Genomic DNA, 21098 nt, shown 5'->3' with positions numbered 1-21098 from the left:
GGATGATCGACGAACGTTTTGCGGCTCCGGTCGCCAACGTGCCCACATGTTGAGCAGGTGACGGCCAGGTATGCCGCCGCCTGCGTGAACGAAGTCTAGGAGCGCAGTACAACCATGGTGAATGTCACCTCTGTCATCGAGCACCCCTCCTTCCGCGTAGAAGCAGGTACTGCTGTCGGAACCGCCATGCGGGAGCTGGAGCTTCCGAATAAGGGTGCCGACGCTATCGTCTGCGTAAGGGATGCGGAGGGCAACCTCAAGGACCTGTCCCACGTTCCGGACACAGCTGGTGAATTCACCCCGGTTGCGGCCAACTCCGAGGCTGGTCGCAGCGTCATTCGTCACTCCTGCGCGCACGTGCTTGCTCAGGCGGTGCAGGCGGAGTTCCCTGGCACGAAGCTTGGTATCGGCCCGGCCATCGAGAACGGCTTCTACTACGACTTCCAGGTCGCGGAGCCCTTCACCCCGAAAGATCTGAAGACGCTGGAAAAGCGGATGAAGAAGATCATCAAGTCCGGCCAGCGCTTCGAGCGACGCCTCTACGCCTCTGCGGAGGCCGCGGCGGAAGAGCTGAAGAATGAGCCTTTCAAGCTGGAACTCATCCACGACAAGGGCAACGTTGACCCCAATTCGGATGAGGCGACGGAGGTCGGCGCCGGCGAACTGACCGCCTACGACAACGTCAACCCGCGAACGAATGACGTCGAGTGGTCGGACCTGTGCCGCGGACCGCACATCCCGACGACCCGCTACATTCCGGCGTTCGCACTGACGCGGTCGTCGGCAGCCTATTGGCGCGGCAACCAGGACAACGCTGACCTGCAGAGGGTATACGGCACCGCCTGGGAGACGAAGGAGGCGCTGGAGGAGTACCAGCTCATGCTGGCTGAAGCGGAAAAGCGTGATCACCGCCGCCTGGGCAACGAGCTGGACCTGTTCAGCTTCCCGGACGAGATTGGTTCCGGCCTGCCTGTGTTCCACCCCAATGGCGCGATCGTCCGCCAGGAGATGGAGGAGCATTCGCGCCGCCGCCACATCCAAGACGGCTACTCCTTCGTCACCACCCCGCACATCACCAAGGCGGACCTGTACGAGAAGTCGGGGCACCTCGGCTTTTACAAGGACGGTATGTTCCCGCCCCTGCAGGTCGACGCGGAATATGACGCTGACGGCAAGGAAACCAAGCCGGGCCAGAATTACTACCTCAAGCCCATGAACTGCCCCATGCACAACCTCATCTTTGATTCCCGGGGACGTTCCTACCGCGAACTGCCGCTGCGCCTGTTCGAGTTCGGCACCGTATACCGTTACGAGAAGTCCGGCGTCGTCCACGGCCTGACGCGCGCCCGCGGATTCACCCAGGATGATGCCCACATCTACTGCACCGATGAGCAGTTGGAGCAGGAGCTGACTAGCGTTCTCGACTTCATCATCTCTCTGCTCCAGGATTATGGTCTCGACGATTTCTACCTTGAGCTGTCCACGAAAGACCCGAACAAGTTCGTGGGGTCCGATGAGATCTGGGAGCGCTCCACCGACATCCTGCAGCGAGTGGCTACCAACTCCGGGCTGGAGCTTGTGCCGGACCCGGAGGGTGCCGCGTTCTACGGCCCGAAGATCTCCGTCCAAGCGCGCGACGCCATCGGCCGCACCTGGCAGATGTCGACGGTGCAGCTCGACTTCAACATGCCCGAGCGGATGAACCTGGAGTACACCGCATCCGATGGCACGAAGAAGCGCCCGATCATGATTCACCGCGCGCTGTTTGGTTCCATCGAGCGTTTCTTTGGCGTCCTGCTGGAGCACTACGCCGGTGCTTTCCCGGTGTGGTTGGCCCCGCACCAGGTCATCGGCATTCCCGTGGCCGACGATTTCTCCCCGCACCTGGAGAAGGTCACTTCCCGGCTGCGCCAGCGGGGCATTCGCGCGAATGTCGACACCTCGGATGACCGCATGCAGAAGAAGATCCGCAATCACACCACCGGCAAGGTGCCCTTCATGCTGCTGGCGGGTGCCCGCGACGTCGAGGCCGACGCCGTGAGTTTCCGTTTCCTCGACGGCACCCAGGTCAATGGCGTGCCGGTGGACGAAGCCGTGGAGCTCATCAATGCGTGGGTGAAGGAGCGCATTAATGAACAACCGAGTGAGCAGTCTCTTGCAGCCCGCCGCTGACTCGCCTTCGACAAATGGGGAATACGTCGATACCGGCGTCGGTGTCAATGATGCGCTGACCCGGTTATGGGCGCCTTACCGGATGGGATACATCCAGAAGTGTCCGGACGATGGTGAGTTCAACCGCCCGGCCGACCCGTTTTTGGTGGCCCCGCAGTTGACGGATGAGGAGGCGCTGATCATTGCCCGTGGGCAGACGGTGTACGCCATCCTCAACCTCTATCCGTACAACGCCGGGCACCTCATGATCATCCCTTATCGCAAGGTCGCCAACTTGGAAGACCTGACGGTGGAGGAATCACATGAGTTGATGGCTTTTGCCCAGCGGGCGGTACGCGCGCTCAAGCAGATTTCCCGCCCGGAGGGCATCAACGTGGGATTCAACTTAGGTAAGGCGTCCGGCGGTTCGGTGGGGGATCACCTGCACATGCACGTGGTTCCTCGCTGGTCGGGGGATGCCAACTTCCTTACTATTCTTGACGGCACGAAGGTCTTGCCACAGTTACTTCGGGACACGAGGGCCCTGTTGGCGCAGGCCTGGATTGAGATGGACGATGCTTAGCGTTCACGGTCGCAAGCCGGCCGCAGTCATTGTTGAACCCGCCGCGAAGGCCATGCTCAAGTTGGGTCTGAGCCCGAACGTGGTCACCGTGGCAGGGGCCATTATCACCATTGTCATCGCCGTGGTGTTCATCCCCACCGGCCACCTCGTTTGGGCGGCTGCTTTATCCGGATTGTTCGCCGCTTTCGATATGGTCGACGGCACTATGGCTCGCCTGCGCGGGGGCGGAACGAAGTTCGGTGCGACCCTCGATGCGACGTGCGACCGTATCACCGATGGCGCGTTGTTTGCCGCCATCACCTGGTGGCTCATCTACTCCTATGATGCTCACCCCTCGCTGGTCGTCGCTTCCTTCGTGGTGCTGGTGTCCTCCCAGGTCATTAGCTATGTCAAGGCTCGCGGTGAAGCCAGCGGTTTCACTATGGTCGGTGGGCTGGTGGAGCGGCCCGAGCGACTCATCTTGGGCCTCGGCGGCATCGGTCTGCAGGGCCTTGGTGTTCCCTACGCCATCGATGTGGCGTTGTGGATCTTGGCAGTTGGTTCCGCCATCACCATTGTTCAGCGTCTGGTCATTGCCGCGAAGTCACCCGATGCCCAAGATGTCATCGCACCGCCAGCTGGGGCTAAGGAGGCTGCCCACTGATGCGGGCTAGCCTTGATCCCGTAGCGATGGGTTATCTGGCGGGATGGTCGATTGTTCGTCGCTTGCCCCTGCCGGTGTCGCAGTTCTTGTTCCAATTCGGTGCAGATAAGGCAAGTAGGAATGGCCGGGGAATGGAGCAGTTGCGGAAGAACCTCACCCGGGTGGTGGGGGCGGAAAACGTCACCGCCGAGCTGGTGCGTGAATCGGTTCGTTCCTATGCCCGCTACTGGCTCGAGGCTTTCCGGCTTCCGGCAATGAAGGACGATCCGGAGCTCTTAGCTCAGCTGGTTAACAGTGTGGAGGGCTTAGCGGACCTTGATGCTTCCATCACGTCCGGGCGTGGCGTCGTGCTCACGCTCCCGCATTCGGGAAATTGGGACATGGCTGGGCTCTTCCTGGTTCATCAGTACGGGCAATTCGCCACCGTCGCCGAGCGCCTCAAGCCGGAGGTGCTTTTCGACGCCTTCGTGGACTATCGGCAGTCCCTCGGCTTCGAGGTCCTAGCCCATACGGGTGGCACGCCACCCTTCCCGCGCTTGCGGGAGGTGCTCAACGACGGCGGCGTCGTTTGTCTCTTGGGGGAGCGAGACCTCAAGCAAAAAGGCGTGCCCGTGCAGTTGTTCGGAGAGGCAACCACTATGCCGGCTGGTCCGGCGCAATTGGCCCTGGAAACCGGGGCCGCCCTACACGCCGTGCATTGCTGGTTCACCCCCAAGGGCTGGGGGTTTTCCGTTTCCCCGGAGGTGACGTTGGATGGGCTCGGCGCCACGACTCAACGCATCGCCGATCACTTCGCGGCTAGCATCGCACGCCATCCAGCTGATTGGCATATGCTCCAACCTCAATGGACGGCCGATGTGACAAGGAGGCAGGGATGAGAGTCGGCATCGTTTGCCCTTATTCCTTTGACCTGCCGGGCGGGGTGCAAGCCCACATCCTGGACTTGGCGCAGGAACTCATCAACCGAGGTCACCACGTCGAGGCGATTGGCCCCGCCAACGATGACACGGAGCTGCCCGATTTTGTCACCAAGGGTGGTCGTTCCGTGTCCATTCGTTACAACGGTTCCGTTGCGCGATTGGCCATTGGCCGGCACGTAACTGAACGCCTGCGGACGTTTATCACCGAGGGCCAGTTCGATGTGCTCCACATCCACGAACCGAATTCGCCGAGCTTCTCATTGGCGGCCTTGCGTATCGCCACCGGTCCGATTGTGGCCACCTACCATGCTTCAAGCGCGGGCTCACTTGCTTTGCTGGTCGCCCGCCCAATCCTTCGTCCCTCGTTGGAGAAGATCCGCGGGGGCATCGCGGTGTCAGAGATGGCTCGCCGTTGGCAAGTTGAACAGTTGGGGGGAGACCCGGTGCTCATCCCCAACGGAGTTGATACGTCGCGCTACGCCGCCAGCCGCATTCCGCCGGTGGACGGCGCCCCAGTAGAAATCGTCTTTTTGGGCCGCCTCGACGAACCCCGCAAGGGTCTCGATATCCTCCTGGAGGCCCTCCTTACCGTCGGCCGCGACATCCGCGTCACCGTCATCGGTGGGGGAAAGCACCGTGAGGTCCCCGGGGTGGACTTCGTCGGCCGAGTCAGCGACGAAGAGAAGGCCGAGATCCTCGGCCGCGCGGATATCTATGTCGCTCCGAACACCGGCGGTGAGAGCTTTGGCATCGTGTTGGTGGAAGCGATGGCGGCGGGGTGCGCGGTCGTCGCCAGTGATCTGGAGGCCTTCGCCAGCGTCTGTGACGCCGCCTCTGATCATCCCGCGGGTCGGCTCTTCGAGACCGGTTCTGCGTCGGCGTTGGCCGCCGCCCTGACAGAGCTTATCGACGACCGCGCCCAGCGCGAACAGCTCATCACCGCCGGCACGACCCGTGCCCGGCGATACGACTGGGACACCGTGGCCGGTGATGTCCTGCAGGTATATGAGACTGTGGCGGATGGCACGACAGTGGGAGTGGTCCGATGATCTGGTACATTCTGCTGGCTATTGTCCTTACCGCCATTGCTCTGTGGGCCTACTTCACTGCCCAGCGCCTCAATCGCCTCCACATCCGAACCGACGCGGCCCTGGCGTCCCTGCAGGCTGCTCTCGATCGCCGCGCCGCGGTGGTCGCCGTCGTTATTCCCGAGGCCCGAGAAATAGCCGCCTCAGCCGAGGCAGTTCCCTTGGCTAGCGGCAACTTCGAGGAAAGGATCGGAAGGGAGTCCGAACTGACTAAAGCGCTGGAGCCGGTGGTGGGAAGGGTGCCCGTCCAATTGGCTGATGCTGAAGTCCGCGTGCAGCTAGCCCACCGTTTTTATAATGAGGCGGTCGCCGATACGCGGGCGTTGCGCCTGCGCCCCGCCGTCCGAGTGCTGCGGCTCGGCGGTACCGCGCCGCTACCGGAGTTTTTCGAGTACCGGACCTAAACGTCGACTTTCCTCCGCCAGCCAAGCCAGGGATAGGACGGTGAGCGCCAGCATGAGAACGTTGCGGCTAACCAGGACTACCAGGGATACCGCTCCGGCCTGTGAGCCAATGTCCATGAACAGCGGGTCGTAGAGGAAGGGGAAGATCAAAAGGCTCAGGCCCGCAATGGCGACGGAGAGCCACGCCATGTTTCGGACGTATCGGGAGGCCGAGAGGCACAAGCACACCGCTATGAGGGGACCGAACCACACGGTGTACTGCGGGGAGAAAACCTTGTTGGTGACGATGAGTACGAGCACTATCACCAGGGCGAAGGCCACCGCGGGGCGCGGATTCCAGCGCTGAGTAAAGAATAGGTAGGCCGCCCACACGATGGCGGCGAGGAGGCAGCCGTACATGAGGGCATCAATGATTCCGACGGCGGCGGGGGTGCCGGGGCCGGAGATCTCAAAGCTCTTCGAGGTGGCGTACTCGATGGTGTAGGCCTCGGGCTGGAAGTGAGCCGCAACCATGAACGGAGTAGCCACGAGGGATTCGATCTGCAGCCCGCGGTCTCCCTGGTACTCCAGGGGGCTGAGCAGGCGATCTACTCCGGATGTGAGGGCGGTGAACACGCTCAGCGCCGCTAAGGTGCCAAAGAATACGCCAAGCCTGATCCACGTCGCCGAGGATTTCCAGCCACCCACCAACGTGGCGGCCAGAGCAGCGGGCCAGAGCTTTACTGCCGCAGCACCGGCCAGGAGGGCCGGGGCGATGCGCGGGTGCCGGGTGAGCAAAGCGGCGAAAGCCGCGACGAGCAGCCCGGGGAACAGGTCCAGCCTTTGCACCAGGACCGGCCCGACGGCGAGGCCGAATGCCACCCAGAACCACCCTGCCTGGAAGCGGCGGGCACCGCCGAACCGGAGGAGGAGGGTGAGGAAGACGGCGTCGATAAGCAGACACATGGCGGGGAAAGCCCACCGGAATAGTTCCGCATTCTCCCCAGTGAGCACGGCGAGCAGGTGGACGGGCCACACGCCGGCGTGCGGGTACTCCGTCATGACAGTGGGGTCGGGGCCATAAACACCGGAAAAGTAGTAATGAACATCACCGGCGGTGTCGGGGTCGACGAGGAGGAGGGCCACCAAACCCAGGCGGGCGATGGCCCAGCCGAGCCACACGCCGGCCACGGACTTCCAATTGAGCATGATGGGAATAGTAACCTTGGCACGAATAGAAAGCCGCGTCCCCCTCACCATAAGGGCCCCGCGCCACCTAGAGTTCTTGGAGTAGTTACTGAGATCATTCGAAGGAGCAGGTGTAGATGAGCAATTTCACATCCGTGGATCAATTCGCCGGTGGCGTCATCATGGACGTTGTCAACCCCGAGCAGGCGCGCATTGCCGCCGATGCTGGAGCCGTCGCCGTCATGGCCTTGGAGCGCGTTCCGGCCGACATCCGTGCGGAGGGTGGGGTGTCGCGGATGTCCGACCCCGACATGATCAACGGCATCATCGCGGCCGTCGATATCCCCGTGATGGCCAAGGCTCGCATCGGACACTTCGTGGAGGCTCAGGTGCTTGAAGCGCTGGGCGTGGATTTCATTGACGAGTCCGAGGTGCTCACGCCCGCTGACTACGCCCACCACATCGACAAACGGGCATTTCGCACCCCCTTCGTGTGCGGCTCCACCAACCTCGGCGAAGCGCTGCGCCGCATCAATGAGGGCGCCGCGATGATCCGCTCCAAGGGCGAGGCCGGCACGGGCGATGTGTCCAACGCCGTCACCCACATGCGCACCATCCGCGCGGAGATCGCCCGGCTGACCACCTTGCCCGAAGACGAGCTCTTCGTGGCCGCCAAGGAGCTGCAGGCGCCTTACGACCTCGTCGTTTCTGTCGCGCGCGACGGACGCCTTCCCGTCCCGCTGTTTACTGCCGGTGGCGTGGCCACCCCGGCCGACGCCGCCATGATGCGACAGCTGGGCGCCGACGGCGTCTTCGTCGGCTCCGGCATCTTCAAGTCCGGCGATCCCGTCAAGCGTGCCGCCGCAATCGTCGAGGCTGTGAACAACTACGACAATCCCGAGGTCATCGCCCGGGTGTCCGCCGGGCTTGGCGACGCCATGGTGGGCATCAATGTCGATGATCTTCCGGTTTCCCACCGCCTGGCTGAGCGCGGCTGGTAGTCCTGAGGTTGCTAGCCCGCGATCGCCTCGGGATCGTAGGGCTGGCCCATCGCCAGCAAGAGGCTGAACACGATGGCCACGACGACGAGCAGGACCAGCCCCGAGCGCAGCGGGTGACGCACGAACTGGGCCAAGATCTTGTCCGGCAGCGAATGCGGCTGCGCCGCGGGATCCTGGAATCGCCAGCTGCCATCGAGCAAGCCCCGGCGTTCGGCCCACAGTGAATAAGGCCAGGCAGCCCACGGCACGATAGACACGGCCAGACCAGCAATACCTTGGCCGAAGCTCCAACGATTATTCACCCACAGCAACACGGTGATGGCCACGAAACAGAGGAAGCCGAAACCGTGAATCCCACCGGCAAAAGGCATCACCGCTTCGGTCGTTCCGCTGTACTTGAGGATCATTCCGAGAATGAGGACTGTCCAGGTGACCATCTCGGTAGCGGCGGCAATTCGGTGGAGCTTCATCGGTGTCATGTGCTCTCATGCTACTGGGTGGTGGCTTGGCACCCCGCGTAGACTCGGCTGCTGAACTGTGGACTAGGTGACCGGAGAAGGAGACCGCCCCGCCGTGAGTGACATTGAATACATCCTTAGCTTGGAGAAGATCGACCGAGACATTTTTCGCGGCCCCGCCGTGAAGTCCACGCTGGCCCGAACCTTCGGAGGCCAGGTCGCGGCCCAAGCCCTCGTGGCGGCCACCGAAACTATCGACGCTGAGGTCAAAGACGTCCACTCCCTGCACGGCTACTTCGTCGCCCCCGGCAAGTCCTCCGTACCCACCGTGTTCCTCGTCGATCGCATTCGTGATGGCCGCTCCTTCTCCTCCCGCCAGGTCCGGGCGGTCCAGGACGGAGAGACGATCTTCTCCATGCAAGCCAGCTTTCACCAGCGCGGCGACATCGGCCCTGAGCACTCAGACATCATGCGGGATGTTCCCGGGCCCGAGGAATTGGAGCCGCTGAGCGGTGCAGCTCCGCATAGCTCCCGCGCACTACTCGATGAGTGGGGCGATTGGGACATTCGGGTCGTCCCGAGTGAGAGCTATGAGCACAACAAATACACCCCAAGTCAGCAGGTGGTGTGGTTCCGCTCGAAGCGCCCGCTGCCTGACGATGACACTTTCCACGTGTGCACCCTGGCTTACATGTCGGACATGACCCTGTTGCATTCCTCCCTGGTCCCACATCCCGGACACCGGGTGCAAATGGCGAGCCTCGACCACGCCATGTGGTTCCTCCGACCCTTTCGCACGGACGAGTGGTTGCTCTACGACCAGGTGTCACCGTCGGCCTCGGCGGGACGAGCGTTGACCCACGGCCGGATCTTTGATCGGGCAGGCAATCTGGTGGCGATGGTCACTCAAGAGGGACTCACCCGCACGCTTCGCGACGGCGCTGAGTCCATCCCACTGCGTCGTCCCGAAAGCTAGGCGGCACGCTGCGTATAGTGGAGCGAGTCACAACATCAACGACGTCACCGTGCTCCCTGCCGTTGAAGGCGGGTTGAGGGTCGAATGATGGCGCAAGTTTAGAAAGGTAGTGAGCAGATGTCAGGCCATTCCAAGTGGGCAACCACCAAACACAAGAAGGCTGCGAACGACGCCAAGCGCGGCAAGGAGTTCGCCAAGATGATCAAGAACATCGAGGTGGCGGCCCGGCAGGGAGGCGGCGACCCTGCTGCTAACCCGACGCTCGATGACATGATTAAGAAGGCCAAGAAGGCCTCGGTGCCCAACGACAACATCGAGCGCGCCCGCAAGCGGGGCTCCGGCGAAGAGGCTGGCGGTGCGGATTGGGAAAACATCACCTACGAAGGCTATGGCCCCAACGGCGTGGCCATGCTCATCGAGTGTTTGACCGATAACCGCAACCGTGCAGCCACTGAGGTTCGCACAGCGATGAACCGTAACAACGGCAACCTGGGCGAGTCCGGCTCGGTGGCGTACATGTTCACCCGTACCGGCTTGGTTTTCGTGGCCAAGGGCGAGTTGGCTGAGGACGATGTCCTCATGGCCGTCCTCGATGCCGGTGCAGAAGAGGTGGTGGACTTGGGCGAGAAGTTCGAGGTCGTCTGCGCGCCGACCGATATCGCCGCTGTCAAGGCCGCCCTCGAGGACGCTGGCATTGAGGTCGACGACACGGATCAGGATTTCCGCGCTTCGGTGCAGGTTCCCCTGGAATTGGATGATGCGAAGAAGGTCCTTCGGCTGATCGACGCCCTCGAGGATTCCGATGACGTTCAAAACGTCTACACCAACATGGAGTTGTCCGACGAGGTCATCGCGCAGCTCGATGATTAGCCCCTATTTCGGACAGGTGTGCTATACCTTGAGATGGTTAGGCATCACGTGAGCTAAGCGGAAGGGTGGGGTGCATGGATCTCAACGGCCTGCGCGTCATGGGCATTGACCCGGGCCTCACCCGTTGTGGCCTATCGGTCGTCCAGGCTGGGCACGGGCGAGCCGTGTTCCCCGTGGCCGTGGGGGTTGTTCGCACACCTGCGGCTGAGGACCTGACTGGGCGTCTGTTGCGCTTGTCCAACTCGGTCAATGAATGGATGGATGACTATCAGCCTGACGTCGTCGCCATCGAGAGGATCTTTGAGCGCGGCAACGTCTCCACCGTCATGCACACCGCCCATGCGGTCGGCGTACTCGTCTTATCCGCCGCTCAGCGTGGAATTCCCGTGCACATGTACACCCCGTCCGAGGTGAAGAAAGCCATCTCAGGCAATGGCCGCGCCGACAAGAAGCAGATGACCATCATGATCACCCGGATCTTGGGGCTAAGCGAGCCACCGAAGCCAGCCGACGCTGCCGATGCCCTTGCATTGGCCGTCTGCCACTGCTGGCGCGCCCCACTTCTGGCCCGTCAGGCTGCGTTGACCTCCGTTCCCCAGCAAGGAAATCGCCCATGATCGCCTCTCTGCGCGGCCGCGTCCTTTCACTCGGCCTCGACCACGCCGTTATCGAATGCTCCGGTGTCGGATACCGGGTGGAAGCCACTCCATCCACCTTGGCCAGTTTGCGCCGGGGGGAAGAGCAGATGGTGCTGACGTATTTGGCAGTCAAGGAAGACTCGCTGACGCTGTATGGCTTTACTGCTGATGAAGATCGCTCGATGTTCCACTTGCTGCAGACGGTCACCGGCCTGGGCCCGCGCCTGGCAGTCGCCTCGTTGTCTGTGATGAACGCGGGTGAAATTTCTCAAGCCATTGGGGGTGGCGATTCCAAGGCACTGCAGCGGATTCCCGGGGTGGGCAAGCGGATGGCTGAACGCCTAGTCCTGGAGCTCAAGGACAAAGTTGCAGCCTTTGCCCCCACAGTGGCAGACGAAGGTGTGCAGGTGGTGCTTCCATCTTCAGCAGAGGCAGTAGCCACCCAGGTGTCGGAAGCCCTCGTTGGTTTGGGCTTTAGCGACCGAGTCGCCCAACCGGTCGTGGAAGGTTTGCTGGCCGATAACCCGGACCTGGGCACCGCCGCCGCCTTGCGGGCCGCTCTTTCCCAACTCGGACGCAAGTAGGGGAGTGAGCTAGCTAATGTCGGATATTGAGCGTACTGAGTTCGAACTGCCCGCGTCTGTGATGCCGCCGCGCCAAACAGTGGCTCCGCAGCAACAAGACGGAGAACAGGATGCGGAGACCACCCTGCGCCCCCGAAGTCTCGATGAGTTCATCGGACAGCGCAAGGTCCGCGACCAGCTTTCTCTCGTGCTCACCGGAGCCAAACGACGCGGCGTTACTCCGGATCACGTGCTCTTGTCCGGGCCGCCCGGGCTGGGTAAAACAACGATGGCGATGATTATTGCCCAAGAACTCAACACAAACCTGCGGATGACTTCGGGACCAGCCTTGGAACGCGCAGGTGACCTCGCCGCGATGCTATCGAATCTCATGGAGGGAGACGTCCTCTTTATCGATGAGATTCACCGCATCGCCCGGCCAGCCGAGGAAATGCTCTACATGGCGATGGAGGACTTCCGGATCGACGTGATCGTGGGAAAGGGCCCCGGAGCCACGTCCATCCCCTTGGAGATTCCCCCGTTTACGCTTGTCGGCGCCACCACCCGTTCAGGCATGCTCACCGGTCCGCTGCGCGATCGATTTGGGTTTACCGCCCAGATGGAATTCTATGACGTCACCGACTTGACCCGCGTGGTCACGCGCGCGGCGAAGATACTCGACCTCACCATCGACCCGGATGCCTCGGTAGAGATTGCTTCACGCTCTCGGGGCACTCCTCGCATCGCTAACCGGCTTCTGCGTCGAGTCCGGGACTTTGCTGAGGTCAACGCCGATGGACACGTCAACCTTGCCGCGGCCCAAGGTGCTCTGCAAGTCTTTGACGTGGATGAAGTGGGCCTGGATCGTCTCGACCGGGCTGTCCTCACCGCCCTCATCAAGGGCCACGGTGGGGGGCCGGTTGGGGTCAATACCCTCGCTGTAGCTGTGGGGGAGGAGGCCTCGACCGTCGAGGAGGTGTGTGAGCCTTACCTCGTGCGCGCTGGACTGGTGGCTCGCACTGGGCGCGGCCGCGTGGCCACGGCCTCGGCATGGCGTCACTTAGGGTTGGTGCCGCCGGAAGGAACCCTGGGCCTGCATTGATGGTCCGCTCCGCTGTCTGGCACACTAGGGGACCATGGAACCACTACTCCTTGTCCTTCTGTTGGCCGTTTTCCTCCTTCCTTCTTTCTTCATGATGCGCACGCAGCGCCGTCGCCAGGCTGCCGTGCAGGATTTGCAGTCCCGCGTAAAGGCCGGTGATCGCGTGGTTAACGTCGCCGGTATTCACGGCACCGTCGTTGCGGTGGAGGGTGACATCGTGACGCTGGAGGTGTCCCCGGGCGTCGAGCTGACGATGGACCGCATTGGCATCATGCGCGTGGTAGAAGAGGTGGAAGTTGCTCCCGTCGAAGACGTCACCGTTTTCGAGGAAACTGAGGAGCACCCCGAGAACCGCTAATCGGAGGCTTGTCGCCGATACTCCGGTATCCGTCCATGACGTAGCATGATGAGCTGTACATCCGCTTTGGCGGTCCATGCTGTCTCAATACTTGCCACCCCGGCTCGCCCGCGCGCGGTCGAGGGTGGTGCTTGTTCCCAGAGGAGTTACCTCATTGTCCGCATCATCCCGACTCGCCTCCAGCGGCAGTAGTCAGAGGACGTGGCCGAAGCGCGCTATTGCGCTTTTCGTCCTTATTCTCGCTGTCGTCTATGCCCTCGTCTTTTTTACGGGCGACAGGCAAGCTACCCCGAAACTTGGCATTGACCTGCAGGGTGGTACCCGAGTCACTCTTGTTCCGCAGGGCGATGAGCCGAGCCAGGAGCAGCTTTCGCAGGCTCGCGTCATCTTGGAGAATCGCGTCAACGGCATGGGTGTCACCGGAGCCAGCGTGGTCACCGACGGCAATACCCTCGTGATTACCGTCCCCGGTGAGGATACTTCCGAGGCCCGGGCTGTTGGGCAGACGTCGCAACTGTTGTTCCGTCCGGTCGCCCAGCCCGGCGCCCCGGATGTTGCAGCCCTCCCGGGCGTGTTGGGGGAGATGGCTAACGAGTGGGTCAAGCTGGGAGTCATTACCAAGGAGCAGGCGGATGAGTCCGTCTCGGTGCTCATCAACGCCATTAACACCCAGCAAGCTGAAGGCACTGCGGCAATCGAGGCCCCTCAGATCACGGCCACGCCGCTGCCGGAGCCTGCCAACTCCATCGAGGCGACGGAGCGCCGCCAGCAAGTTACTGAGCAGTTGAGGGCGGATCGTCAGTCGACTGACCCCACAGTCCAAGCCGCCGCCAGCACTCTGTTGCGCTGTGACGCCGCCTCGGACCCCATCTCCGGCACTGACGACCCGGCATTGCCCTTCGTCACCTGCGAGGCCGCTTCCGGCCAGGTGTACCTCCTCGACCCCGCTCCGCTGCTGGCCGGGGTGGAAGACCCCACCGGCCCAAGGTTGACGGGCAACGAGATCAACACCAATGATCCGATCTTCGGTGGATTCAACCCGCAGACGGGCCAGATGGAGATCAACTTCTCTTTCAAGACCGATGACACGCCCAGCGGCTCCGAGACCTGGGCCCAGTTGACCAACGCCTACCTCCAGCGACAGATCGCCATCACGCTGGATTCCCGCGTCATTTCGGCACCTGTTATTCAGTCCGCCACCCCGTTTGGTTCGGCAACTTCGATCACGGGTCAGTTCACGCAGCAGGAGGCGCAGGACCTAGCGAACAACCTGCGCTACGGCGCCCTCCCGCTCTCCTTCGCGGGTGAGGATGGCGAGCCGGGTGGCACCGCCCAGTCCGTTCCTGCCTCTCTCGGTGCGGCATCTCTCCAGGCGGGCCTCATCGCCGGCGTGGTGGGCCTGGTCCTCGTGGCCATCTTCGTGTTCGCCTACTACCGGGTATTCGGCTTGATTTCCCTGGCTACGCTGTTCACCGCGGGCCTGTTGGTCTACGGATCGCTCATCCTCCTGGGCCGTTGGATCGGCTACTCGCTGGATCTGTCAGGCGTGGCCGGTTTGATCATCGGTATCGGCACGACCGCAGACTCCTTCGTCGTGTTCTACGAGCGCGTCAAAGACGAGGTGCGAGAGGGACGAACTTTCCGTTCCGCCATGCAACGAGGTTGGGACCGCGCCAAGCGCACGATTGTCACAGGAAACATGGTCACGCTTATCGGTGCGGTGGTTATCTACTTCCTGGCTGTCGGCGAGGTGAAGGGCTTTGCCTTCACCCTTGGCCTGACGACGGTGTTCGACCTGCTGACCACGTTCCTCATTACTGCTCCGCTCATGCTGTTGGCTGCTCGGAAGCCCTTCTTTGCCAAGCCATCGGTCAATGGCATGGGGAAGGTTTTCGACTTGGCAGAAACCCATCGCCGCGAAGCTAAAGAAACCGCCATTACCACCAACGAGGAGAAGTAGATGAGCACCACAACCAACTCTCGTGGCACGTTCAGCCGGATCTTCACCGGTGAGGGTGGCGTTGACTTCATCGGCCGCTCGAAGCTGTGGTACCGCATCGCCGCGGCGCTGGTGATCTTGAGCATCGCTGCCATCGGTTTCCGTGGCCTCGATCTCAGCATCGACTTTGAGGGCGGCACCAAGATGAATATGCCGGCTGCGGAGCTCACGACCGATGAGGTCGAGCAGACGTTCATCGACTCCACCGGTGTCACTCCTGAGATCACTCAGATCGTGGGCTCGGGCGACGCCCGCACCCTGGAAATCAACTCCCAACGCTTGACCACGGAACAGGTCGATTCGGCCCGCGGAGCGATCTACGAGCAGTACCAGCCGCTCGACGCCAAAGGCCAGCCCTCCCCGGACGCGATCGGCGATTCCACGGTGTCCGAGTCCTGGGGCTCGACGATTACCCAGCGGATGCTCATCGCGATGGGTGTCTTCCTGGCCCTAGCCTTCCTCTACATCGCGCTGCGCTTAGAGAAGGAAATGGCGGCAGCGGCGATGATCGCCCTCGTGGTGGACGGCATCGTTATCGCCGGCATCTACGCCGTGTTCGGCTTCGAGGTTTCCCCGGCCTCTGTCATTGGTCTCCTCACGGTTTTGTCCTTCTCTATCTATGACACCGTCATCGTCTTTGACAAGGTCAGAGAGAACACCGCCGGGGTGACCGATTCGCGTCGGAGCACTTACGCGGAAGAGGCCAACCTCGCGGTCAACCAGACCGTTATGCGATCCATTTCCACCTCGGTGATCTCGGCTCTGCCGATCATCGCGCTCATGGTCGTTGCCGTGTGGATGATGGGCGTGGGCACGCTGAAGGACCTTGCCCTCATTCAGCTCATTGGCGTCATCGAGGGTGTCTTCTCCTCCATTTTCTTGGCCACCCCAATCCTGGTCTCGTTGGCTAATCGCCGCAAGGACATCCGCGCCCACAACAAGGAAGTCGCGGATTACCGTGCGGGGATTACCGACGGTGAGGGGGACGCTGACATGGATGAGGCGGACGTCGATAAGCGAACTGTGACGAGCCCGACTGCCCCTCCGGCAGTCGGAACGAGCTGGCGGCCCGATCGTCGCTAGACCCTGCGCCTATAATGATTTGATCATTGCGAATCAGGGTGAAGGAAGCGGGGCCCGAGTGGCACGACGATCATGGCAAACGATTGTGACGGCTGTGCTGGCCGTCGCGGCCATCGGCCTCAGCGCTTGCTCGAGCGGCGGTGACAGCGATGACACTGGCACGAAATCCAGCACCGAGCACTTCGGCTACCTGGTGGATACCCAGCTGGTCACCACCAATGCAGGCACTCCCGTGGGCGCTACCTCCAACACGGAGGCCCTCGCAGGACGCCTCTACCCGGCTGTGTTCGTGCCGGGGCCGTCGGGGCAGATGATCCCCAACTCCGATCTGGTGCAGACCCAGGTGTTGCCGGGGGTGCACCGCAAGGTCATTTACACGCTCAGCGAGAATTCGCAATACTCCGACGGCGCGGAGATGACATGCACGGACTTCCTGCTCCACGTCGTCGCCGGACAGAACCCAGACCTTTTCGGCTCGCACCTGCCGCTGACCAAGCAGGTGAGCAACGTGGAGTGCGAACCCGGCATGAAACGATTTACCGTCGAGTTCAGCGACGACGGGGGTGGGCGCTGGCGCCATCTGTTCGGGCCCGGTTCGGTGATGCCCGCGCATGCCGTCGCGAAGAAGGCTGGCATGAGTATCACGGACCTGCACCTCGCCCTGCGCAACCGTGATCTCGCGGCGTTGCAGGAACCCGCCCGTATTTGGCGCGAGGGTTTCAGCCTGTCGGAATTCGACCCGGAACTCCAGGTCAGTTCCGGGCCGTTCGTTGTGGAGAGTGTCGGCTCGGAAGGCGAGGCCGTCTTGGGTGTCAACCCCCACTATTACGGCGATAGTCCTCGCCAAAGCAGCTTGGTCGTCTGGCCCCGCACGGCAGAAGCGGCGGAGCTGGCAGAGGTCGGGGCGCTGCGGATCGCGGATATCCGAAGTGAAAACCCCACCTGGGTCAATCGGGATGACCCGACGAATAAGTTCATCATCGAGGCTCAGGTCGGCGATCTTACGGATACCCTCATGCTCGGCGAGCTGGGGATCTTCCAACAAAAGACCTCCCGCGCGGCGTTTGCTGCCTGTGTGGATCAGGCGGCGGTGGCCGGGGCGTCCTCCCAAGTATCCGGCATAGAGGTTCCGCCGGTGGTACTGCGCACCGTCATGCACCACGATCCCGTGACGGCACAGATGCAGGACATCATTGACCGTCACTCCGGCGTAGATTTGGCGAAGGCGAGCCTACTGTCCGGCTATACAATTCGGATTGGCTATCCCGGACCGGATGAGCGTAAAGCTGCGATGGTGCAGGCAATTGCGGATTCCTGCGCGCAAGCGGGAATCACGGTGGTCGACGCCTCTGGTGAGGGTTCGACGATGGCCGAAATGCCGCGGCGCGAGGCCACGGAATGGGGCGGGCAGATCGTCACGGAGGGCACAATTGATGCGGTCCTCATGGCGGTGGACCCTCTTGCCGAATACGGCACGGTCTCCGCTCGCGCACCGGAGATTGAGGGTCTGCGGGCAGCGGAGGACTATCTCTGGGATGAAGTACCCACGGTCCCGCTGTCTGCCCAACCCCGAAGGTTCGTGATCGACCGCACAGTGAGTAACGTAGTTGTGTACACGGGACTGGCCGGAATTGGCTGGAACATGGACCGCTGGCATGTGAGTGAGGACGGCAATGCTCGATAAGGTGTCGAATCAGGAAAACAAGTACGCCACGGCCAAGGAGGCCCTCGCGGAAAAGATTCGATTGGTGCAGGATTTCCCAGCTGAGGGCATCCTCTTCGAGGATCTCACCCCCGTGCTTGCCGACGCCGACGCTTTCCACATGGTCGTTGACGAACTCTCCGCCGCCTGCCGCGAACTCGGCGCCGATATCATTGGTGGGCTCGACGCCCGCGGCTTCCTCCTGGGTTCCGCCGTCGCCTACGATCTCGGAGTTGGAATCCTTGCCATTCGTAAGAAGGGCAAACTCCCGCCGCCGGTTCATTCCCAGGAATACCAGCTGGAATACGGCACCGCGGCCCTGGAGATCCCTGCCGATGGGCAGGATCTCCACGGCAAGCGTGTCGTGCTTGTCGACGACGTCCTGGCCACCGGTGGCACACTCGTCGCCGCCCGCAAACTCATTGAAAAATGTGGGGGAATAGTCGTCGGCTATGTTGTCGTCTTGGAAGTTCCTTCGCTAGGGGGTCGTGAGAAACTCGCCGGCTCGCCGCTGGTGGTGATCAACGCATGACGCAGGAACGCCCCCGCAACCGATCCAATGTGGGCGTGCGCAGCATGTCCGCGCGCCTCGCCCGCAGCCTCACCGGCAACCGTGGTCGCACCAACCCGGTGCTGGACCCGCTGTTGTCCATTCACCGGCAGTTCCACCCCAAAGCCGATGCCGAGCTGCTCAGCCGCGCCTACGAAACCGCCGAGCGCCTCCACGATGGGGTGTTCCGCAAATCCGGTGATCCGTACATCACCCACCCGCTGGCCGTGGCCACCATTGCCGCCGAGATAGGCATGGACACGACCACCCTCGTCGCTGCTCTACTCCACGACACCGTCGAAGACACCGACTACGGTTTGGAACAGCTCACCGAGGAATTCGGCTCGGAAGTTGCCCGCCTAGTTGATGGCGTCACCAAACTTGACAAGGTCGCCCTTGGCGCAGCCGCTGAGGCAGAGACGATCCGCAAAATGATTGTCGCAATGGCCCAAGACCCCCGAGTCCTCGTGATCAAGGTGGCCGACCGCTTGCACAACATGCGCACCATGCGTTTCCTCCCGCCGGAGAAGCAAGCTAAAAAGGCCCGCCAGACCCTCGAAGTCATTGCCCCGCTGGCGCATCGCCTGGGCATGGCCAACGTCAAATGGGAGCTCGAAGACCTCTCCTTCGCGATCCTCTATCCGAAGAAGTACGACGAAATCGTCCGCCTCGTCGCCGACCGCGCTCCCTCCCGGGACCGGGCCCTCAAGGAGATCATCGAACAAGTAACTTCCGCCCTCCGGGAAAACAACATTGAGGCTGAGGTCGCTGGGCGCCCCAAGCACTATTGGTCGATCTATCAGAAGATGATCGTCCGCGGCCGTGACTTCGATGAGATCTTCGACCTAGTCGGAATCCGCATCCTCGTGGACACCGTGAACAACTGCTACGCCGCTATTGGCGTGGTCCACTCGATCTACTCGGCTCTGCCCGGCCGCTTCAAGGACTACATCTCTTCGCCGCGCTTCGGCGTCTACCAGTCCCTTCACACCACCGTGCTTGCCGATGGCGGCAAACCCCTCGAAGTCCAGGTCCGCACCAATGAGATGCACTACAACGCCGAATTCGGTGTCGCCGCGCATTGGCGCTACAAGGAAACCAAGGGATCCCACAAGGGCGACCGTGAAGAAGTAGACCAGATGGCGTGGATGCGCCAGCTCCTCGACTGGCAAAAGGAAGCCGCCGACCCGAACGAGTTCCTCGACTCCCTGCGCTATGACCTCACCGCCAAGCAAATCTTCGTCTTCACCCCCAAGGGCGACGTGGTCAACCTGCCCGCCGATTCGACCTCCGTCGACTTTGCTTACGCCGTCCACACCGAAGTGGGGCACCGCTGCATCGGCGCCAAGGTCAACGGCAAGCTCGTAGCACTGGAATCTAAGCTCAAGTCCGGCGATCGCGTCGAAGTATTCACTTCAAAGGACCCCAACGCCGGCCCCTCCCGCGACTGGCAAGACTTCGTGGTCTCCCCGCGGGCTAAGGCGAAAATCCGCCAGTGGTTTGCCAAGGAACGCCGCGAAGAACATCTCGACGCCGGCCGCGATGCTCTCGCCGCCGAAGTCCAGCGCGGTGGACTCCCGCTGCACCGCCTCTTCACCGCGCAGTCGATGAAGACCGTCGCCACGCAGCTGCATTACCCAGACGTCGACGCTCTCTACACCGCCATTGGCGCGGGCAATGTCTCCGCCCAGCACGTAGCCAACCAGCTTATGGCCATCTTCGGAGACCAAGACGATGCTGTCGACGCCCTCGTCGCGCGATCGCCCATCTCGGAGATCATCAGCTCCCAGGCGAAGGCGGCGGACTCCGAATCTGGCACCGGCATCCTCGTTGAGGGAAGCCCCGATGTCATGGCCAAAATGGCAAAGTGTTGCCAACCGGTCCCCGGCGATGACATCTTCGGCTTCGTTACCCGCGGCGGGGGAGTCTCCGTGCACCGCACCGACTGCACCAATGCCGACAAGCTCAAGGAAGAACCAGAGCGCCTCATCCAGGTGTCCTGGGCATCCCAGAGCGTGCAGGGTGGAGCATTTGCCGCGACGCTGCAGGTCGAGGCACTGGACCGCCAGGGACTTCTCTACGAGATCACCCGCGTGTTTAGCGAGCAGAAGCTCTCAGTGATGTCGATGAACTCCCAGGCCTCCGACGATCACATCGCCACAATTCGAATTACTTTCACCGTCTCCGACACCAAGCAGCTTGGCCAGCTTTTGACTACCTTGCGCAACACCGAAGGAGTATTCGACGTCTACCGCGTCAATTCCTAATGCCAACGCGTAACGTGGACAACCGTGGATAGGCTGCTTGCTGAACTGACCATCGAACCCTGGCGGATACCCGTCGTCGTCATCTCCGCCACGGGTATCTACCTGGGCTTCATGGTGTTGGTGAAGCTCTTCGGCTCCCGGGTGCTGACGTCGATGACTGCTTCCGACGCCGTCGTCGTCATCATGTTTGGTGCCGTCGGTGGGCGCGTCATCCTTGGGCACCCTCCGACCCTCGCCGCCGGTCTCATCGGTCTGCTGACACTGATGCTTCTCGAAGCCGCCTTCGGTACCCTCCGCCGCTACACCGGCTGGGGCAAAATGATCAACCGTCAAGCCGTCCTCATCGTTGCCCACGGCGAACTGCAACCCGACCTCATGCGCCAAGCCCACGTCAGCCGAACAGACGTCTACACAGCCGTGCGTCGAGCTGGATTGGGATCCTTGGACCAAGTTCAGGCCATGTTCCTTGAACCGACCGGCACCCTGTCCCTCATTCAAACCGGCCAGAGTATTCAGCCAGAAATTCTCCGCAGTGTCCAGGGTGCCGAGCGGTTGGTGGCTGGGGACTAGTTCTG

At 62.1% G+C, this 21098-nt stretch carries 21 protein-coding genes; 19 read left to right on the top strand and 2 right to left on the bottom strand.

Features of this window, described 5'->3' with window-relative positions:
- Window positions 1-114: 114 nt before the first annotated feature.
- The 6 genes from thrS to CATRI_RS07270 are packed head-to-tail and all read left to right on the top strand — an operon-like array spanning window position 115 to window position 5789.
- Window positions 115-2172, top strand: a complete 2058-nt coding sequence (gene thrS / locus CATRI_RS07295; RefSeq protein WP_290216171.1) for a threonine--tRNA ligase — start codon at window positions 115-117, stop codon at window positions 2170-2172.
- On the top strand, window positions 2132-2734 hold the full coding sequence (locus tag CATRI_RS07290) for an ATP adenylyltransferase (protein WP_290216170.1): 603 nt from the start codon (window positions 2132-2134) through the stop codon (window positions 2732-2734). Before thrS ends, CATRI_RS07290 begins: the two co-directional genes overlap by 41 nt.
- Window positions 2727-3377 (top strand): phosphatidylinositol phosphate synthase, encoded by a 651-nt coding sequence (pgsA, locus tag CATRI_RS07285; protein ID WP_290216169.1) that lies wholly within the window; start codon window positions 2727-2729, stop codon window positions 3375-3377. Before CATRI_RS07290 ends, pgsA begins: the two co-directional genes overlap by 8 nt.
- The gene (locus CATRI_RS07280) at window positions 3377-4255 is read left to right on the top strand and encodes a phosphatidylinositol mannoside acyltransferase (protein ID WP_290216168.1); all 879 of its coding nucleotides are present in this window, start codon (window positions 3377-3379) and stop codon (window positions 4253-4255) included. The genes pgsA and CATRI_RS07280 overlap by 1 nt, the downstream gene beginning before the upstream one ends.
- Window positions 4252-5346 carry a glycosyltransferase family 4 protein gene (locus CATRI_RS07275; RefSeq protein WP_290216167.1) on the top strand — a complete coding sequence of 365 codons (1095 nt, stop codon included), beginning with the start codon at window positions 4252-4254 and terminating at the stop codon, window positions 5344-5346. Before CATRI_RS07280 ends, CATRI_RS07275 begins: the two co-directional genes overlap by 4 nt.
- Window positions 5343-5789 (top strand): hypothetical protein, encoded by a 447-nt coding sequence (locus tag CATRI_RS07270; RefSeq protein ID WP_290216166.1) that lies wholly within the window; start codon window positions 5343-5345, stop codon window positions 5787-5789. The genes CATRI_RS07275 and CATRI_RS07270 overlap by 4 nt, the downstream gene beginning before the upstream one ends.
- Here CATRI_RS07270 and CATRI_RS07265 read toward each other — a convergent pair.
- Complete coding sequence (locus CATRI_RS07265) at window positions 5760-6977, bottom strand: DUF2029 domain-containing protein (RefSeq protein WP_290216165.1); 1218 nt, start codon at window positions 6975-6977, stop codon at window positions 5760-5762. The genes CATRI_RS07270 and CATRI_RS07265 overlap by 30 nt on opposite strands.
- 116 nt (window positions 6978-7093) lie before the next feature.
- Here CATRI_RS07265 and pdxS point away from each other — a divergent pair, with 116 nt between their 5' ends.
- Window positions 7094-7957 carry a pyridoxal 5'-phosphate synthase lyase subunit PdxS gene (pdxS, locus tag CATRI_RS07260; protein ID WP_290216164.1) on the top strand — a complete coding sequence of 288 codons (864 nt, stop codon included), beginning with the start codon at window positions 7094-7096 and terminating at the stop codon, window positions 7955-7957.
- An 11-nt stretch (window positions 7958-7968) separates the two neighbouring features.
- Here pdxS and CATRI_RS07255 read toward each other — a convergent pair whose 3' ends face one another.
- Complete coding sequence (locus CATRI_RS07255) at window positions 7969-8436, bottom strand: DUF3817 domain-containing protein (RefSeq protein WP_290216163.1); 468 nt, start codon at window positions 8434-8436, stop codon at window positions 7969-7971.
- A 94-nt stretch (window positions 8437-8530) separates the two neighbouring features.
- Between CATRI_RS07255 and CATRI_RS07250 the strand changes: the two genes are divergently transcribed.
- The 12 genes from CATRI_RS07250 to CATRI_RS07195 all read left to right on the top strand — a co-directional run bounded on the left by CATRI_RS07250 (window position 8531) and on the right by CATRI_RS07195 (window position 21093).
- Entirely contained in the window at window positions 8531-9391 is an 861-nt protein-coding gene (locus CATRI_RS07250) for an acyl-CoA thioesterase (protein WP_290216162.1), read from the top strand.
- Between the two features lie 117 nt (window positions 9392-9508).
- On the top strand, window positions 9509-10261 hold the full coding sequence (locus tag CATRI_RS07245; RefSeq protein ID WP_290216161.1) for a YebC/PmpR family DNA-binding transcriptional regulator: 753 nt from the start codon (window positions 9509-9511) through the stop codon (window positions 10259-10261).
- 74 nt (window positions 10262-10335) lie between these two features.
- On the top strand, window positions 10336-10878 hold the full coding sequence (gene ruvC / locus CATRI_RS07240) for a crossover junction endodeoxyribonuclease RuvC (protein ID WP_290216160.1): 543 nt from the start codon (window positions 10336-10338) through the stop codon (window positions 10876-10878).
- A complete protein-coding gene (gene ruvA / locus CATRI_RS07235; RefSeq protein ID WP_290216159.1) occupies window positions 10875-11483 on the top strand; it encodes a Holliday junction branch migration protein RuvA in 609 nt (202 codons plus the stop codon). The genes ruvC and ruvA overlap by 4 nt, the downstream gene beginning before the upstream one ends.
- A gap of 16 nt (window positions 11484-11499) precedes the next feature.
- Complete coding sequence (ruvB, locus tag CATRI_RS07230) at window positions 11500-12564, top strand: Holliday junction branch migration DNA helicase RuvB (protein WP_290216158.1); 1065 nt, start codon at window positions 11500-11502, stop codon at window positions 12562-12564.
- A gap of 34 nt (window positions 12565-12598) precedes the next feature.
- Window positions 12599-12922, top strand: a complete 324-nt coding sequence (gene yajC, locus CATRI_RS07225; protein ID WP_290216156.1) for a preprotein translocase subunit YajC — start codon at window positions 12599-12601, stop codon at window positions 12920-12922.
- A 154-nt stretch (window positions 12923-13076) separates the two neighbouring features.
- Window positions 13077-14882: a protein translocase subunit SecD gene (gene secD, locus CATRI_RS07220; protein ID WP_290216153.1), complete on the top strand. Its 1806-nt coding sequence runs from the start codon at window positions 13077-13079 to the stop codon at window positions 14880-14882.
- Window positions 14883-16004: a protein translocase subunit SecF gene (gene secF / locus CATRI_RS07215; protein ID WP_290216151.1), complete on the top strand. Its 1122-nt coding sequence runs from the start codon at window positions 14883-14885 to the stop codon at window positions 16002-16004.
- Between the two features lie 58 nt (window positions 16005-16062).
- Window positions 16063-17688: a periplasmic substrate-binding domain-containing protein gene (locus CATRI_RS07210; RefSeq protein WP_290216149.1), complete on the top strand. Its 1626-nt coding sequence runs from the start codon at window positions 16063-16065 to the stop codon at window positions 17686-17688.
- A 1-nt stretch (window position 17689) separates the two neighbouring features.
- Complete coding sequence (locus CATRI_RS07205; protein ID WP_290216147.1) at window positions 17690-18238, top strand: adenine phosphoribosyltransferase; 549 nt, start codon at window positions 17690-17692, stop codon at window positions 18236-18238.
- On the top strand, window positions 18235-20523 hold the full coding sequence (locus CATRI_RS07200; protein ID WP_290216145.1) for a RelA/SpoT family protein: 2289 nt from the start codon (window positions 18235-18237) through the stop codon (window positions 20521-20523). Before CATRI_RS07205 ends, CATRI_RS07200 begins: the two co-directional genes overlap by 4 nt.
- 24 nt (window positions 20524-20547) lie before the next feature.
- Window positions 20548-21093 carry a DUF421 domain-containing protein gene (locus tag CATRI_RS07195; protein WP_290216144.1) on the top strand — a complete coding sequence of 182 codons (546 nt, stop codon included), beginning with the start codon at window positions 20548-20550 and terminating at the stop codon, window positions 21091-21093.
- Window positions 21094-21098: the final 5 nt, after the last annotated feature.

It is taken from the genome of Corynebacterium atrinae, from assembly GCF_030408455.1.
GTDB classification, from domain to species: Bacteria; Actinomycetota; Actinomycetes; order Mycobacteriales; family Mycobacteriaceae; genus Corynebacterium; species Corynebacterium atrinae.
The sequence above is the reverse complement of the archived record's forward strand: the minus strand, read 5'-3'. Positions and strand labels throughout refer to the sequence as shown.